The sequence below is a fragment of the Peribacillus aracenensis genome (assembly GCF_025175645.1).
In the GTDB taxonomy this organism is placed as follows: Bacteria; Bacillota; Bacilli; order Bacillales; family DSM-1321; genus Peribacillus; species Peribacillus aracenensis.
Genome location: NZ_JANZMJ010000007.1, coordinates 42,650 through 60,047 on the forward strand (window position 1 = coordinate 42,650; position 17,398 = coordinate 60,047).

General features: G+C 41.4%; 19 protein-coding genes and 1 pseudogene. 2 read left to right on the plus strand and 18 right to left on the minus strand.

Features of this window, described 5'->3' with window-relative positions:
• Positions 1-259 precede the first annotated feature (259 nt).
• Positions 260-993: pseudogene (locus N0M92_RS09450) on the plus strand (SDR family NAD(P)-dependent oxidoreductase).
• A gap of 88 nt (positions 994-1,081) precedes the next feature.
• Here the strand turns inward: N0M92_RS09450 and N0M92_RS09455 are convergent.
• From N0M92_RS09455 to N0M92_RS09530, 16 genes are all read right to left on the minus strand, one after another.
• Entirely contained in the window at positions 1,082-1,567 is a 486-nt protein-coding gene (locus tag N0M92_RS09455; protein ID WP_192206106.1) for a DedA family protein, read from the minus strand.
• Positions 1,568-1,812: 245 nt separating this feature from the next.
• A complete protein-coding gene (lepB, locus tag N0M92_RS09460) occupies positions 1,813-2,361 on the minus strand; it encodes a signal peptidase I (protein WP_192206107.1) in 549 nt (182 codons plus the stop codon).
• A 94-nt stretch (positions 2,362-2,455) separates the two neighbouring features.
• Positions 2,456-2,839 carry a DUF1992 domain-containing protein gene (locus N0M92_RS09465; protein WP_260285475.1) on the minus strand — a complete coding sequence of 128 codons (384 nt, stop codon included), beginning with the start codon at positions 2,837-2,839 and terminating at the stop codon, positions 2,456-2,458.
• Between the two features lie 517 nt (positions 2,840-3,356).
• Positions 3,357-3,575, minus strand: coding sequence for a helix-turn-helix domain-containing protein (locus tag N0M92_RS09470; protein WP_096339021.1), 219 nt, complete (start codon positions 3,573-3,575; stop codon positions 3,357-3,359).
• 10 nt (positions 3,576-3,585) lie between these two features.
• On the minus strand, positions 3,586-4,068 hold the full coding sequence (locus N0M92_RS09475; protein ID WP_260285476.1) for a DUF2975 domain-containing protein: 483 nt from the start codon (positions 4,066-4,068) through the stop codon (positions 3,586-3,588).
• Between the two features lie 390 nt (positions 4,069-4,458).
• Entirely contained in the window at positions 4,459-6,348 is a 1,890-nt protein-coding gene (locus tag N0M92_RS09480) for an immunoglobulin-like domain-containing protein (protein WP_260285477.1), read from the minus strand.
• Between the two features lie 174 nt (positions 6,349-6,522).
• Positions 6,523-6,933 (minus strand): DUF4064 domain-containing protein, encoded by a 411-nt coding sequence (locus tag N0M92_RS09485; RefSeq protein ID WP_260285479.1) that lies wholly within the window; start codon positions 6,931-6,933, stop codon positions 6,523-6,525.
• 133 nt (positions 6,934-7,066) lie between these two features.
• Positions 7,067-7,222 carry a hypothetical protein gene (locus N0M92_RS09490; protein ID WP_260285480.1) on the minus strand — a complete coding sequence of 52 codons (156 nt, stop codon included), beginning with the start codon at positions 7,220-7,222 and terminating at the stop codon, positions 7,067-7,069.
• 78 nt (positions 7,223-7,300) lie between these two features.
• Complete coding sequence (cobA, locus tag N0M92_RS09495) at positions 7,301-8,749, minus strand: uroporphyrinogen-III C-methyltransferase (RefSeq protein WP_260285481.1); 1,449 nt, start codon at positions 8,747-8,749, stop codon at positions 7,301-7,303.
• Positions 8,750-8,762: 13 nt separating this feature from the next.
• Positions 8,763-9,578, minus strand: a complete 816-nt coding sequence (locus tag N0M92_RS09500; protein WP_260285482.1) for a uroporphyrinogen-III synthase — start codon at positions 9,576-9,578, stop codon at positions 8,763-8,765.
• A gap of 366 nt (positions 9,579-9,944) precedes the next feature.
• Positions 9,945-10,217, minus strand: coding sequence for a hypothetical protein (locus N0M92_RS09505; protein ID WP_260285484.1), 273 nt, complete (start codon positions 10,215-10,217; stop codon positions 9,945-9,947).
• Between the two features lie 141 nt (positions 10,218-10,358).
• Positions 10,359-11,069, minus strand: a complete 711-nt coding sequence (locus N0M92_RS09510) for a DsbA family oxidoreductase (protein ID WP_260285485.1) — start codon at positions 11,067-11,069, stop codon at positions 10,359-10,361.
• Between the two features lie 74 nt (positions 11,070-11,143).
• Positions 11,144-11,599: an RrF2 family transcriptional regulator gene (locus N0M92_RS09515; protein ID WP_063232644.1), complete on the minus strand. Its 456-nt coding sequence runs from the start codon at positions 11,597-11,599 to the stop codon at positions 11,144-11,146.
• Between the two features lie 145 nt (positions 11,600-11,744).
• On the minus strand, positions 11,745-12,509 hold the full coding sequence (locus tag N0M92_RS09520) for a TIGR03943 family putative permease subunit (RefSeq protein WP_260285486.1): 765 nt from the start codon (positions 12,507-12,509) through the stop codon (positions 11,745-11,747).
• Positions 12,509-13,519, minus strand: a complete 1,011-nt coding sequence (locus N0M92_RS09525; protein WP_260285487.1) for a permease — start codon at positions 13,517-13,519, stop codon at positions 12,509-12,511. Before N0M92_RS09525 ends, N0M92_RS09520 begins: the two co-directional genes overlap by 1 nt.
• Positions 13,520-13,637: 118 nt before the next feature.
• On the minus strand, positions 13,638-14,306 hold the full coding sequence (locus N0M92_RS09530) for a YdeI/OmpD-associated family protein (protein WP_260285488.1): 669 nt from the start codon (positions 14,304-14,306) through the stop codon (positions 13,638-13,640).
• 738 nt (positions 14,307-15,044) lie between these two features.
• Between N0M92_RS09530 and N0M92_RS09535 the strand changes: the two genes are divergently transcribed.
• The gene (locus tag N0M92_RS09535; RefSeq protein ID WP_260285489.1) at positions 15,045-15,548 is read left to right on the plus strand and encodes a DinB family protein; all 504 of its coding nucleotides are present in this window, start codon (positions 15,045-15,047) and stop codon (positions 15,546-15,548) included.
• A gap of 321 nt (positions 15,549-15,869) precedes the next feature.
• Here the strand turns inward: N0M92_RS09535 and N0M92_RS09540 are convergent, their stop codons facing one another.
• Together N0M92_RS09540 and N0M92_RS09545 are read right to left on the minus strand one after the other, a co-directional pair.
• Positions 15,870-16,754, minus strand: a complete 885-nt coding sequence (locus N0M92_RS09540; RefSeq protein ID WP_260285490.1) for a PHP domain-containing protein — start codon at positions 16,752-16,754, stop codon at positions 15,870-15,872.
• Positions 16,755-17,060: 306 nt separating this feature from the next.
• Entirely contained in the window at positions 17,061-17,279 is a 219-nt protein-coding gene (locus N0M92_RS09545) for a hypothetical protein (RefSeq protein ID WP_260285492.1), read from the minus strand.
• Positions 17,280-17,398 lie beyond the last annotated feature (119 nt).

The following is a 17,398-nucleotide window of genomic DNA, read 5'->3' on the forward strand; positions in this document are numbered from 1 at the left end:
ATATTGATAATTTCCGGTTTCAATAATTAGAAGATTGAAAGATTGATACCGCTTTCAACTCGCAGCAGTTATGGGAAGTCCATTTTTTCAAAGGCATACATGTACCTTCTTTTCCAGCAAGAAAAAGGATATTCGCAAGCCGAAAAAAATGCTTGACAGGTTCTTGAAGGAGTTATAGTATTGCTCGTTGATAATATAACTTTTGCACTATATTTGAACATATATTCATCGTTATAACAACTAATTAGGAGTGATCATGATGGGAAGATTGACTAATAAAGTAGCCATTATCACCGGCGGAGCATCTGGTATGGGCAGGGAAATGGTAGACCTATTCACAAAAGAAGGAGCACAAGTCATTGCTGCTGATATCAATGAAAAAGCTGTAGCTGTTGTGAATGAACTGGATAATGTCCATGGAACTGTACTTGATGTATCTTCAGACGAAAGCTGGAAAAAGGTGACGGATGAAGTTATAGCTAAATTGGCAAAATCGACATTTTGGTAAACAATGCCGGTATCTCAACAGAAAAAGGCATCAACGATACGACTTTGGCCGATTGGCAGCTAATGTTAAGCATCAATGGTTTTGGACCATTCCTTGGAATGAAACACGTTATTCCTCACATGGCTAAAGAAGGTAAAGGCGCAGTTGTAAATATTTCTTCCTTCACTGCTCAAATCGGAATGGGCTTGAACTCTTACTCAGCTTCAAAAGGAGCCGTTCGTGCCATTTCCAAGGCTGCCGCAACGCAATATGGCCGCATGGGCGTCCGTGTCAATGCCGTATTCCCTGGTATCATCGAAACACCAATGACTCAAAAATTGGAAGAGTCAAAAGAGTTAGTGAACCAAATGATCAAAGCAACTCCATTACAACGTTTGGGTCAGCCGGCGGATATTGCAAATGCCGTGCTTTATCTAGCATCCGATGAAGCTTCATACGTAACTGGTGCCGAGCTTGTCATCGACGGCGGATACTCAGCTCAATAATTATAAGCAGAAATGGAAAACCCCGTTTCTAAAGATCCAGAAACGGGATTTTCTGATTCAATGAAGGAATTTGGTAAGTTGAAATGAGTTACGTTAACACACCAATAAAATAACCAAAAGTCGTAAATACCAAACACCAGCTGAAAGCACCTGCTCCTGCAAAGATAAAGTACTTTCGTTTCCCCATCCCATTCATACCGGAAATGTAACTGGCGAAGTGACGGACTCCTGGGATGAAATAGGCTATGATGATGGTCCAAGGACCGTATTTATTGAACCATTCCTCCAACCTCTCCAACCTCGCGGGGGTCATTTTGATCCACTTACCATGCTTCCTCAAAAAAGGTTTCCCCACCTTTTTTCCGATGAAATAACTGACAAGCATCCCGGTTATCGATCCAAGGAAACTGACAAGGAATGCTCCTTGGACATTCAAAACGGAAATGGATGACAAATATCCGACAAAAGTCATCATGAACTCATCAGGTACCGGCAAGCCAATAATCCCAATGGCCAACAGTCCATATATCGCAAAATAACCATAGTTTGATATTAAGTCTTTTATTATATCCATCTAAAGTACTCCATCTCAGCACCCTTTTTTAAAGTAATCCATTTTCTTACGCGGGCCTGGGTAACGTGATTACTCTTTTTTAATAGGATAACCTAATTTAACCCAAATGAGTTGGTTTTCCTAAAAAAAATAGAAAAAAAAATAGAATGGACACGTTTTTTGTTGAAATACCTGTATAAAATGCTATTCAATCGAATTGAAAAACGGCAACAATAAAGCGGACTCTAACCTGAGTCCGCTCCTTCTTAATTCACAAGCTTTATTTCATTGATTGGCCAATACACTAGATTCGCCTTGCCGACAATTTCATCGACGGAAATCGTGCCTATTTCACGGCTATCCAAACTATTTTGGCGATTGTCCCCCATAAGGAACAACTGGCCTTCCGGTACTGTCATGCTGCCTGTAATATCTTCTAGCTTGAAGGATTCAGTCAGCGGCACCCCTGCCATCTGATTCTTATATTTGTCCAAGTAAGGTTCTTCATAAGCTTTCCCATTAATATAAAGCGTATCATCTTTATATTCAATATGGTCACCTGGCAGACCAATTACCCTTTTTATATAATCTTTATCTACCGTTGCATGAAAAACGACAATGTCAAACCGGTCTATATTATCGATATTCGTTCCAAACTTGGTAAGAACAATTCTTTCGTGGTCTTGCAGAGTCGGCATCATTGACTCACCGTCCACGACAATCGGTGCAAAAATATACGTTCGAATTAAAAAAGCTAGAATGACTGCAATCAATATCGCTTTTATCCATGAAAAAACTTCTTTTCTTTTTTCCAATCGAAGTCCCTCTCTCCGTTTTTTATTCATGTCATTATATCATAAACCTTTAATGATCACGTCATACAAATACCCACATTTTACACATTGTCAATCACTTCCATTTTTCGTGTTGGATTTCAATGCTTTCCCACTCTATTTCCCTGCGCTGCATCTTGGCTGGACAAATCGCATTATATGTACGGACTTTCTCATTTATTTCATCAATTCGTTTCATTAATTCAGACTCAGTTCCATTCATTTTTTTCAATAGAACCAATCCGGACAGCTCTTCCCGAATTTCTTTTTGCCATTTTATCCAAAGCGGAAGGTAGCCGGCATCTTTGGCCTTCGCCAAGAAGTTGTCATATATATTTCCCGATAGCGCCGACTCCGGAAGCGGTTTTCCAAAGCCGGGATTATTCTTCAGCCCGCCGTCCCTTTCATATTCCTTAAAAATCTGATCCATCCAGTTCACATGCCCGTGTTCTTTGCCCATAAACAATCCCCCTTCAGATTACTTCTCGTTACATGTATTTACAATTATAACATTTTTATCAATATCCACTCCACCCTGGAGAATCAATCGCTGAACACTTTCTACCATTATATATGCATATCTTTCAGCCAAACACATTCAGACAGCAAAAAAAAGGATCCCCCTATTGCGTAACAAGTTCCCTTTTGAGGTGAAAACATTGCAAATCGCATCATATTTTTTCTCACTAATATCAATGGAATTCTCTGATTAAATACCATCAATAAACGCAAAGAAGGGATAGCTTAATGGCTATCCCTTCAATTCTCCATCGACTACCTTTAATTAAATAAATTTGTTGTCTATTTTTATAGCTCTTTTCGTAAAGATTGTTGTTTTTAAAACAAAACGATTTAAGGTTGATTGGAGCGGAAGTGCGAGACTCCTGCGGGAGCAGCGGAAAGCGAGCAATGGAGGGGAAATCAACCACACCGCATTACTTGGTGAATAGCAACAAAGTATGCGAAAACAGCCATTTTTATTGAGTGTCTTCGTCGCTTTTATACTCCAAAATCTCACCTGGCTGACAATCCAAAGTCTTACATATCGCTTCTAATGTTGAAAAACGAACCGCTTTTGCTTTTCCATTTTTCAAAATGGAAATATTGGCCATAGTAATTCCAACCCTCTCCGAAAGCTCCGTTACGCTCATTTTTCGTTTTGCTAACATCACATCAATATTAATAATAATGGCCATATCCTCCACCTCAGACCGTCAAATCATTTTCTGATTTTATGTTAATCGCTTCTTTTAGAAGCCGTTGGAGGACAGCAGCAAAAACGGCGATAACCATAGAGGCGAAAATAATGACCAATCCGATTGGCATGAAACTTGGAGGGTCAACTCTCTTCCCCATGAGATAGTAGAGCGGCATACCTAGCAGATACAAGGTACTGATTGTGATGGCACAGTATTTTATATTCTTTAAAGCTTTTACCGATAATTCCGAGAACGCTTGGTTCTTATCAATATAGCTTAAAAGTTTAAAAGCCTGATACAGAGCAAAGTAAAAAGGAATCGCTGCTGCGTACATATCGATTAAAACGAGAGATTTCATATAATCCATTTTTGGATACAATTCTCCAGCAAAATCCCCAATCTTAGGCACTAAAAATATGCACAAAGCGAGAATTGGGATTCCAATAAGAATAACAGCCACCTTCAAAAAGAGTGTTGTTCCTCGTTTCATAAAGTGCACCTCACTTATTAAATGTCAGTTTTGACTTTACTACATAATTTATTGTTTTACAATAAATTAGTATTGTTTTTTATTATATTATTATTGTTATTGAAATACCCTTTTAAGTTTGACAAAAATAAAAAGCATTTCTCATAACAAAGAAATGCTCTTACTTTAAAATGTTAAATTTACAACTACTTCCGAATAGTTTAATAAAAGAAATCAACAACGATAGATAACAGAACCTACTTAAAATAAATAATATCCTTCGTAATTCACAGTAAAAATCGCACTGTACAATAATTATTTCCATATTCGAGAATTGGCATGTAGTAATACAAGGAAATAAAAAACGAGAATTCACGGTAAAAATGTATTGTGAAATTGACTTTTTCCCTTCTATTTAACAGTGATTTTCCGTTTTACTTCTGCCTTGTTCTTCGATTTATCCGTAACTGTGTAAGTCAATGTATAGGTGCCTTTTTTCTTCGTATTCACAGTCCCTGTTATTTTGATCTTACTTGTTAAACTTCCATCAAGATTATCTTTCGCGGATACACCTGATTTAGGATTGAATGACGAGTTATAGGCAATGGTTTTGCTTTTTGCACCGGAAATGACCGGCTTGGTGCTGTCTACCGTAATCTTTCTTGTGACTGTCGCAGTATTTTTCGATGAATCGGTGACTGTATACTTTAATGTATACGTTCCTTTTTTCTTTGTATTCACCGTACCTGTCACCTTTATTTTACTAGTCATGTTGCCATCCAGGTTATCTTTCGCGGATACGCCGGATTTAGGGTTGAATGTCGAATAATAGCCGACGGTTTTACTATTGGCTCCCGAGATGACTGGCTTGGTGCCGTCTATCGTGATCTTTCTTGTGACTGTCGCTGCATTTTTCGATGAATCGGTGACCGTATACTTCAATGTATAGGTCCCCTTTTTCTTCGTATTCACTGTACCCGTCACTTTGATTTTACTAGTCAAGCTGCCATCGGCATTATCCTTGGCACTCACGTTTGTTTTTGGATTGAATGAAGAATTAAGTTTGATGGTTTTATTCCCGGCACCGGAAATCACCGGCTTGACTTTGTCATAAACGGTTATTTTCCTTATGACCTTGGCAACATTCCCAGCTTTGTCCGCTACCGTATAAGTCAAAGCATAGGTGCCCACTTTCTTGGCATCCACCTTACCTTCCACACGTATGGCACTCGTTAAGTCACCATCTTTATCATCCTTCGCCTTTACGCTGGTTTTAGGATTGAAAGTTGAGTTGAATGGTATCGATTTACCGGTTGCTCCTGAAATCACAGGTTTATTCGTATCCTTGATGGGCACGACACCCGATGGCCTATTGGATATGTAAGCCGATGAAACATATCCCTTAATACTCTTGTCTTCCGTTTGTACGGGGTAAAAGACAAATTTATTTCCTTTAGATTCGTGATAGTCAAAATTCCCTGTGATGATCAAGCTTGTATTGGGTGGCACAAGCACTGCTCCTGCCGTAGTGCTTATTTCTTTCCTGATATTCGCACTGGATGTCGTCAAAACTTTGTCTCCGGCCTTGAACCAATAAACAGAGTCATGCGTTTGATCTGTCAGTGTGTATTCAAGATTTTTAAAGATGATATTTTCGGTGCTTTCCCGATCATATTGAAAGTCCGTTGTTTTGAATGGATATTTGGCCAGTTTTGTGCCATCCAAATAACTTTGTTTTTCTATCTCGGCAAAAACTTCCTCTTGATAGGCATTCGGATTTATTTTCCCGTTTTCCTTGTAAAGAGGACTGTTAACCGGTTTTGTCCCGTTGTATGCCATGACAGGGAAATACCAATTTTCGATGCCCCTTCGTCCTGAACCTTTGATTTTGGGCAAATCCCTTCTTGAATACATGCCATTCAACACCTCGACGCCTGCCTCGATATTGTAGACTATATCATTTTCCAGCTTTTTCTGGTCATACCCACTTTTATTGGTAAGCTGCATTAGACCGATACCGCCATCGCCGGATTTATTCGGTGTACCGTCCTCATTAAACTGCCTCCAATCCCCGTTTTCCTGGGTAGCCACCGCTTTTACCACTTCAGGGGGGATTTCGGCCTCTATTGCCGCATTCGTCAGTAAGCAGTTAATTTGCTTATGGGAAGGGTTTTCATTGGATTGAATCTTACCGAATGATGAACACGCATTGGTTATTCCAGACTCCGCAAAAGCCTGTCCATTGAACAAACCGAGCGTTAAACAGGTCAGTGCCCCAACCTTCATTAAAGGTATCCTCATTGATTGAACTCCAGTCTATTTATATTTAAATCTATAATAATAGTAACATGATAGACTGGTGATTGCAGGTATAAATAGGAATATCCCCCTGGAATATCCTCACGTACAAAGGAGCTGACCCGCATTTTCGGGTCAGCTCCTTTGTTTTCAAATTACACTATGTATAGTGCCGGATCATACGATCACTTCCACCGTTTCCCTCGGCTTCCTTACAAGGCACATGATACCCGGTATGATGAAGAAAAAAAGCGGCCAAACATGAAAGATCGTCAGAATGCCCGTAATGATCAATAAGATTCCGGCTCCCTTCGCTTTGCCGCCTTTTAATAGAAAGATAGAGATCAAACCGCCCGCCAATGCAATGAACAGCGATATGATTCCAGCCCATAGTATGCCCATGAACAACTTGATCGACATATCAACCTCAGACGAGGAAAACTCTGAATCTGTCATTAAAGAGTAGTCCATCATTTCTTTCATATCGATACTGTTGAGATAAACGGCCGCTATGATCGTCATGATTAAAAAAATAACAGCGATACCCACACCTAAAATACTTAATACGAATTCCCATGTCCGTTTCATTTACTTCGCCTCCCTGGAAAAGTCACGTATATATAATACCCAATCTGTGAAGAAATAAAAGACTTTTATTCCTTACTCCCCAAAATCTTATGAACGTCCATTTGGTAAAGTTGGCCAACTCCATTCCCTTTTTTCAATCGATCATATATTCATCTCTTTTACTTTCCAGGTTAATCATCTTTGTCATATGTTTTATAAAGAAACGGACCGCCTTCACAATCATTACGAATAACAGAACATGCAGGGCAATGTAGAATAATTGCGATAAAATATCGCCCATATTAAACATGAAATCACCCTACAACATTTCTTCGAGTATGCATCACGAATCCCCTCCAGAGGAAATAGACTCTGTTTTCATAAGAGCCTAAAAAACATTCCTATTCAAGATCAACTCCACCAATTGTTCGACAGACGGTTCTTTCGGCATCATGTTCAATGTAAATCCATAGTCTTTAAGTCTATCGCCGGTACTTTCCCCGATTACCCCGATGAGGGCTTGATTTAGCAGCCCTTCAACATCCACGTCTGCCTTTTCCCCATATTTCATCAGCATATCAACTGAATGCCGATTCGAAAATAGTACCGTTCCGACAGCTATCCCTTCCAGCATTCTCGGAAGGATTTCAAGAAACCTTTCATCGACGGATTTATCGACTGATTGAAAATAGTCTCCGTCCCCATGAGCAAGGTCTCTTTGATCTCTGTTTCGATCACCAACAACCAACAAGGTTCCGGCTTCCGACATCTCGGATTTGAGCTCGGCCATCAGCCCCCGTTGCTGTAAAGCCTTTTTCGATTTCCTTGATAACACATAAAGTTTAGAAGAAATCCGGCGGAAATCAATAGCATGTTCAATGAGTGAATCCAAGAATCCATGGACACTTTCGGGAGAAGTGAAGAGAATCCGATCATACAAAAGTAAAGAGAGCAGCTGACTTTCATCTATTTTCACTTTGGCCGCATTCCATTTAGGAAATTCGATGACTTCGCCGCCAAGTTCATGCAGGGTTTCTGCCAAGGAACTTTTTGCCGTCCCGGTCCGGGCCACTAAAAACCGTTGCCCAAACAGTGGCTTCTTTTCGAACCATTGCAGTTTTCCCCTTAGTGAAATGATATCCCCGACCAAGGTGATCGCAGGATTGCCAAGCGACCTTTCACTCACCCTTTCAACGATATCATCCAAAGTCCCTTCAACACTTTCCTGTCTTCCATAAGTGCCCCATTGTATGACGAGTGCCGGTGTATTCCCCGGCTTTCCATGATTGATCAAATTTTCACGGATATACGGAAGGTTGGCCACACCCATATAAAAGGCAACCGTATCGATGCTTTTCACAAGCCCGTTCCAATCCATATCCTTCTTCGTTTGGTCATGGCCCGTCACCATCGCAAAGGAACGTCCATAATCCCGATGCGTGACGGGGACTCCCGCGTACATGGATGCAGCAATGCTGGACGTAACCCCCGGAATGACTTCGAATGGGATTCCCGCATCTTTCAACGATTCGGCTTCCTCCCCTACTCTTCCAAAAACGGAAGGATCCCCGCCTTTCAACCGGACGACCCGGTGCCCTGCCATTGCTTTGGAAACAAGCAGATCATTGATTTCCCCTTGACTGATGCCATTCGTATAAGGTGTCTTGCCACAATATATCAATTCACAATCGAGGGTGGCAGCCTCCAACAGCTTTGGATTAAGCAATCTGTCATATAAAATGATGTCCGCTTTTTCAATCGCTTTTTGACCTTTTACGCTAATAAGGCCCACATCACCCGGACCAGCACCCACAAAATAGACCTTGCCCTTGGTCATGCCGAATTCACTCCTATCTGCTTGCTATTCCCTGATAATATTTCACCAGCTCCACCATTGCACTGCCCATCCGCTGATCTTCAGGATATATGACCCGCTCGATCCCTTCATCGATTATCACCTGCGCCGTTACCTTTCCGACCGCAAGAGCAATTACATCTGATGCAAACAGGTCGGTTATCTTATCCTCCACACCTTGTTCACGGACAAAACGCATTAAATTTCGCGGCTGCGGTGCACTCGTGAACACAACCGAATCGATTTTGCCTTCAAGGATTTCTTGGATCAGCTGTTGCATCGTTTCTTTTTCGGGCGGTATATGTTCATATGGCAGGATTTCTTTATGTTCCACTTTTTGTTCATCCAACCAGTTCATCAAAAGAGGCGCCGGATCGCCGTGAAGCTGCAAAGCGACCTTCACACCTTCAGGCAGATGGCCTTCCAGATTGCGAACAAGCCCTGCCGTACTGCCATCATCATCCCGGATTAACGGCTGCAGGCCAAGCTTTTTCAGCATATTCACCGTTTTATAGCCCCTGGCTGCAATTTTCATGGACTGTAAAGCTTCAATGAAACGATCTCCCGCTTCCATCTTCACTGCCGTTTTATATAATAATTCCGTCCCCACTCCCGTCGTCAGGATGATCCAATCGAACTCCCCTGCCATCAACCGGGCGACATCTTCTTCCAAATGGGAATCATCCAGGAATACCGTCCCCTGTGCCGGGCGAACGAGCGGGACTCCCCCAAGATTTTGAACGATCTTACTAAGTTCTTCCGTCTTCCTCGCTCCCAATAAAGCAACGGTCCTGCCATTAAGCTTACTCATCCATGCCCCTCCTATATGTACATTCAATTAAATCCATCTCACCCATTATACAAATTTTCAGTCTTTGAAACTATAAAAAACGAATTCGATATCAAAATCAACGCTTTTTCTTTCTTTTATCCTATATAAATTCAATGAAAAAGTAGATTGGCAGCATTTTTCTACTTATAAGTCCAATACACGTGAGTTTCGAGCAAATACTCGTGAGTTTCGGGCTTTTACTCGTGAGTTTGAGGCAAATACTCGTGAGTTTCGAGCTTTTACTCGTGAGTTTAGGGCAAATACTCGTGAGTTCGGGGCAAATACTCGTGAGTTTGGAACACAGTTAAAAAAAGCTGCCACCAGTACAGCCAGATTTTCACTTTATTAACTTTTGTGAACGGCCATTTGGGCAATATGCTCCTGTTCCTTTTTTACAAAAACATCATATTGAGTGTTTTCATGGCGATTTTGAAAGTTATCAGAGCCTAAATTCATAGGCGTTTTCGTTTTGAATCGTATCCCTTCCCTTTCCAATTTCGCAACCACTTTAAAATAATCGTCATTCCCGAATGCCGTATAGATACATGTCCAATATTTATAGGAAATTAGTTTGGCAGTTACTGCACAGGCAATCACGAAGACTAGTATTCCAATCATTATATACACATCTTAGCTCCCTTTCATTTCGGACTTTTTCGAAAATCCATCCTATATATACTATATTCTTTGCCGTACATAACATTTCCTTTTTAAGTAAAAAAGGAGACCCAGTTTTGGGTCCCCTTCTTCATATCTGCATTATTTTTCAGGCACGTTACAAGAACCGTCCGTACAGGTGTCGCCTGTTGCTGGATCATTCACGATTGTAAGCGGATTTTCCTCAGCCCATACTTTTTTTAGCGTATCCAGGAATGCTTCCGTTGGCTGGGCGCCGGAGATTCCATACTTGCGGTTAATGACGAAGAAGGGCACACCTGTAATACCAAGCAGGCTTCCTTCTTGCTCATTTCCCCTAACCTCTGCCGTGAAAGCCGTTCCTGCCAGCATGGTCTCCGTCTCGGACTTTTCAAGGCCGGCCTCTTCAGCCAAACTAGCCAATGTAGCGTGATCGCCAATATGTTTGCCTTCGGTAAAGTAAGCTTTAAATAGGCGTTCATTCATTTCTTTCTCTTTACCTTTTGATTCAGCAAAGTGCATCAAGCGATGAGCATCGAACGAATTGGTTAAGACCACTTTGTCCAAATGATAATCGAGTCCCAATTCTTTAGCCTGTTGCGTCAGGTTTTGGCTGCTCGCTTCCACCTGCGCTTGGGACATGCCGTATTTCTTGGCCAACATTTCATTTTGAGTCATATTGATATCCCGCTCAGCCTCTGGATTCAACTCAAAACTGCGAAATGAGACCTCTACCTGATCATTATTTTCAAACTGCTTTAACGCCTCTTCGAATCGACGCTTTCCTATATAACAGAACGGACATTGATAATCCGACCAAATTTCCACCTTCATGTAACTACCTCCTCATTTTAAGTGCAATCGCATTAAGCACATTATATAATCCTGGGTATCCTCTTGCAAGGATATTACCCCAGACACTCATTTTCAAAATTGGTGAAGTCGACTTTTTTCATGAATTCTTCCAATGTGTAGCCCTTTAGCAGGCGCAATGTTTCCTTTTCGGCTTCGTTCATGATTTCCTCCAATGCCGTATCCAGCTGCTTCCCGACTTCACCGCATTCGCTCGTTTCCATACAAACAAGGCATTCGGGCCTTACCGCTTGATACACATCCGCCAAAGTAAGCTGAGACGCAGGCACCTTCAAGCTATATCCGCCTTCCCGTCCTTCCTTTGTTTCAACGATCCCCGCAGCTGCAAGCTGGGCCATCACCCTTCTTAAAAAAGTGGCGTGTGACTTCACCTTTAAGGCGATTGCCGAACTTGTCAGGAGCTTTTCGCTTTGGGCGAGCCAAACCAGAGAGTGAATGGCTATAGCGAAACGCGGCGGTCCGATTTGATTGTTTCGATTACCTGAAGACATGATTATCCCCCCTTACGCCCTATCCATGGTAAGGTCATTATACTATGTTACGTGCTCCTGAACAAATGGCGCCGTTTCCGTTTTTTCGACCGCAGTGCACGATTTTCCGGACTGGCAAAAGCATCTTTTGCCGGGTTTTCCAATTCTACTGAATGATTTGTACATTTTCATATAAATAAGCTTCTTCGGGTGCCTTTATTTTCTTCGACTCCTTTAAATCGATCATAGGTACGGGCTCCCCTTTATACCTTCCTTTTTTTAATGTCCCTGTAATCGTATACCAATCATTCGTCTTCATTCCTTCCACATTCCCGTTGACCATATATCCATATAACGTGGCATCGACCACACAGCAGGACATGGAGAGGCGGGAGATGGCCATTTGTTTTTTCTTAAATGTATCCTCACGGTATATGAACCCCGAAATCTCTATTTCCTTCCCCTCGATCGTATCGAGGTTGTTCAGTAAATCATCCAGTACTTCAAAATAATTATCATCGGTTACCGAGATCTTCTCCCCATTCGCATGTTTCCCTGAATCATATGAACTTACCATCTGTGTCTGCTGCTTCGCCAGCCCCCTTTTCGCCAGCACTTCCCCGCTTAATGTAAAATCGGTCAAGATGAAGCCCAGAAGAATCGGAATGAAGAACAAACTATAATTCAGGACCAGTGCGGACGCGGAAGACTCTCCATTCGATCCGCAATCACAATGATGTCCACCTTGTTTTTGTTTTTTCATTCGGATAAGGCTGATCACTAAAAAGGCAAAAAGCGCCGCCAATGCATATGGAATCATTTTGGGTGCAATCAATTTCGTTAAAGATCCTGAAACATACAATTTAAAGATCATGAGACCCAGTCCAAGCAGCAGCAATCCTTCAAGTCTCTGGATAAATAAACGTTTCATCAGAAGCCCCCCTTACTGATCAATCCACTTGCAATCAGGCATAGGCTGAAGACGACTGCGAAAACAAGCAGGACATACATGACGACGAAGCTCCGTTTAAAACAGGACATCATGATCAGGACATTTTTCAAATCCAGCATGGGACCAAATACAAGGAAACCGAGTATGGAGCCTGGCAGAAAGCTATGGGAAAAGGAGGCAGCAACGAATGCATCGGCTGATGAACAGAGTGAAAGCAAAAATGCAATTCCCATCATCAATGCCGTGCCTTTTATTGGCGCCTGACCAATACCGGCCATTACGGACCGATCCATAAACACTTGAAATACACTGGCAAACAAGGCCCCGATGATAAAGTATCTGCCGACCATAAAAAACTCCTGTGAAGTATGTTCCATGAAGCTTGTCCATTTACTGGACTGAAGATCATGTTCATGCCCGTGTACCAGTTCCAGCCTCTCCTCTTTCACCACATCTTTCGTGCTGAATATATGAATGAATAAACCTGCAATTATGGCCGTCAGGACACAAAGAATGATTCTTCCATATAGAATGGCCGGATTATTTTGGAACGCATAATAAGTTGAGCCGAACACGATGACATTCAATATTGGGGCAGTTACGAGCAAGACCACACCTGCATGGACCGGGACACCCTTTTGGATCAATCTCCGGACGACCGGGATGATTGCACATTCGCAAACCGGAATGACCAGCGCCGCCCCTATCGCAGCAAAAATGGCCGTCAGGGGTCTTTTTGGTATCATCCGCTGAATGATTTCCTCACTGATGAACAACTGGATGAACGATGAGGCAATGGCCCCCAGGAACAGGAAAGGAATCGATTCTAAAAACAATCCCAAAAACACGACGAACACAGAGTGAAGCACCGGGTAGCCCGAGAAATCAAGCGCTTCGGGAATGAATACATCGCCTAGGAAAAAGAATGCCAGCATCGAAAACAGCAGCATCACTAACAGCAAATTTCCCGTGTATCGTTTCAAAAGCATATTCTGTCACCTCGCAAATCAAAATTATTACGATTTAAGTTCGGATTCGGTCTAGTATATGCTTTTGATAGGATGAACAGAACATGAAAAAAAGAGAATGGAAGAACATTCCCCACCCTCATTTATTTCTTCGATATAGATCCCTGCTCTTGTAACCTTCTCCTAAAATCGTTTTCATTTCCTTGCGCCGTTTCACTTGAGTAGCCTCTTGTTTTGCACTATACACGTAACGGGCCCAATCCTTACGATACCCCGGGGTAAGTGATTGATAGAACGCAAGCAAATCAGGAGAATCCTGCAAATCTTTCTCAATTTCGGAAATCATTTCGATATAATCATCTACTGATTGGCTTGCTTTAGTAGATGGACGGTTCCTATTTTTCGAATCTTCTTTCAGTCCGACTACCGTAAAGACATCATCCAACCCGACCATACGTGCAAACTTCAGGTCACTCGGGCCAACATAGCCATCATCATCCGCACCAAGGCCTTGCATCAGATCATCACGATGAATATATGTAGCATATTCTTTATTACCTTTCTTGGGGTAAGCCAAATAAATATAGCCGTTTTTACTCAAATGATTATTCTCGATCACCTTATCCACGATTCCTTTTAAAGAATCCATATCCAATACAAAAGCAAATATAAGATCATAGGCATTTTCAGTAAGCTCTGTATCGTAATCCGGCAGCTCTGCTAAATAATCCGCCCCAGCTGGCAGATTCAAGACTGCCACCCTTTCATATTTATGTAAATTCAGTTTTTCTACTATTGTTTTAGCCATTGTCATTCACCATCCTCGTCCATTTTGTCCATCCTCAGTTTATAAGCTCCCCATTGCGTTAGCAACTTTTCTCTTGATAGTCTATCAAATATAAAAAGGAAAAAGACGATGTGTAAACCTTCCGTCTTTTTTCATATAATCATTTCTAGGAAAATATTAACTGTGCTATAATTCAGATATAATCAATTCCAATGTCCAGCTTCTTTTAGTTTCTTTTCCCTTTGGATGCCAACTTACATTTTCCTGCTCATCAGAGGAAGCCCTAGACGTCGCATTCTTGTAAATGAAGCGAAACATTCTAAGCAGGCATAAACTTAACTTTTTTGCATAGGCATGATAGGGTATCAAAGCTCCAGAAAAAATGTAGTCCCTGGAAGTACAGACCTGACTTCAGCTCTGCATCTCTTCCTCAAGATAACATAAAAGCCAATCCTTGAACCAATGTCTTACACTTGAAACATGCTTTTTTGTACAATGCGACATACCTTTTACGATTTTTCCCAAATAGAAACCTTCCTTAAATGCATAGTATAGTATCACACCCCTGCAATCACATTCATATTCCATCATTGAATTAAAATCATGATCCTTTTGAAATCATTGTGTTTTTTAATAAATTCCATATCGTATCACCTTAGTTTTTTTGCATTCTTTATGCAGTCAGATATCCCTTTGTTTTTTCCTATATCAAAAATTCAGTGATGCTTTCATATGGGGTGTCACAAAAGGGGAGTTCTCATGAATTATATCGAGTATGATTTGCTATTCGAATCAAGAAAACAGTTAATAGAGGAAATTACGGAGTTGGATGAAAAAATGCTCCACCATAAGCCAGCACCTGAAGTATGGGGCATCGCCCAAATTTGCCATCATTTATATCTTACGGAACAGGTTTTTACAGAAGCTATAGCAAATGGCATTCGGGAAAGGGATTTTAATAATATCATTCAAAAAAACATTTACCTGGTAACTAATAGGACAAAGAAATTCGTAGCCCCTGACATCGTTTCACCCTCTTCAACCCCATTTCAATTATCGAGCCTTATGGATTTGCTGGGAGAATCAAGGGATCGATTATTACAGGTTCTTTATGATATGAATTCAGATATCTTGTTAAATAGAAAGAAAGCCAAGCATCCTCTGTTCGGGGACCTCTCATTGGATCAATGGATTGAATTATTATCCTTACATGAACAAAGGCATATCAAACAGATACAAGAAATAAAGTCCGCCCTTATATAAGCATTTCATGACATTGACAACATTTAAATCGACTTCCAAACAAAGAGACCACTTCATTTTGTGGTCTTCTTTCATGCATTCTATGAAACGAACGTTCTGTCGGGGATGCACCAAATTGATAGATGGGCAGAACCCATATTTCCCAATTCTAGCATCAAGATGATACTTTAAGCTTCCTTTCGATTTGTGTTGCGAAGCCATGATTTTCTTGTAAAAAAAAAAGTCCTGGTCAAATACCAGAACGAAAGGGAATATTTTTTTATGGACCTTTTCATTACAGCATCCTGCATCAGGTCGCTTTCACAGCAAAATTTCCTGGCTTCATAAATCGATATTTTTCAATACCACATCATTAATGGACATGCTTTTTTTCCTTAATTTCAAAGCATCCACACATTCCTTTCCAGGGCTCATACTGCCAAGCCGAATCGGCTTCTCCCCATAATCCCCATGAAAATCCGAACCTCCTGTCTTAATGAGATTATATTGATCTGCATATGAAATCGCTCTTTCCTCTTCTTCATGACCATGATGCGGATGAAGAACCTCAATCCCTTCAAGCCCTGCTTCTACAAGATCAGGAATCATTTCGAAGCTCCCGTATTGTCCAGGATGAGCAAGGACCGGAACGCCCCCGGCAGCACGTATCGCCTTCACAGCAAGGATGGCATCCACATACTCCATAGGAATGAAAGCAATGCCTGGCTCTTCTCCATTTTGGCCGCGACTGAAGATCTTCTTATACAAATCTCCATAGATAGAATCCGTATACCCCGATTCCCTTAGTGCCAGCATAATATGCTGTTTATAAACGCCGGTTCCTCCCTTGAATTTAGAAACCTGATCCCAAGTTATTCGATATCCTGCATGAATCAGCCGTTCCACCATTTTTTCAGAAGCTGCATTCCTCTTATGAATCAGTGGATTACATAGCTCCTCAAGTGCCTTATGACCAGGCTCAACAAAATAACCCAAAATATGTACACGCCTTCCTCTTGCAAAGTCATAACCAGAAACTTCTATACCAGGGATGATTTCAATTCCTATTTCCTTTCCCCGTTCCACCATCTCATGCAATCTCATCGTTGTATCGTGATTCGTAATCGCTAAATGGCCAATGCTCTCCCTTTTTGCAACCTCCAATAGTTCTTCAAAAGAACTGGAACCATCTGAAATGTTCGTATGACAATGTAATTCAACCTTCATGCCAATCCCCCCCATTCTTATTCGTTACCCATCATCATTTTAACTTAGTGCCATGTCGGTCCCGTTAAGAAGATGTAAAAAAACGTAAAAGTGCAAAAGCCATATAGTTTGGTGAAAATTTAAGGCAACAGAAAATAAAACATCCGAGTTGATTTCAGAAATTCATTCCTTCCCGTCGACTGTCTGCCAAGCCTCCTCGACGCAAGCGTCACCGGGGTCTCGGCTAGACAGTTATTCGGCAGGAGTGTCGTAAATTTCTTCAATCCATTAAGGATTACTGTAAAAAACGTGAAGGATAACCTTGTCTTAATCTAGGTTCGGGATGAGACCGCCTTCAGTTTTTTCTTTCTTAAAAACATCCGAGTTGATTTCAGAAATCCGCTCCCTTTCCTCCGACTGTCTGCCAAGCCTCCTCGACGCAAGCGTCACCGGGGTCTCGGCTAGCCAGTTATTCGGCAGGAGTGTCGCAAATTTCTTCAATCCATTAAGAATTTTCAATCCATTAAGAATTACTGTAAAAAACATGAAGGATAACCTTGTCTTAATGTAGATTCGGGATGAGACCCTTCCCATTAGGTGACAACATAAAGAAAAGCGAGTGCCTGGAGGGGAAATCAACGTTTCCATTTTACAAACCCACAAAA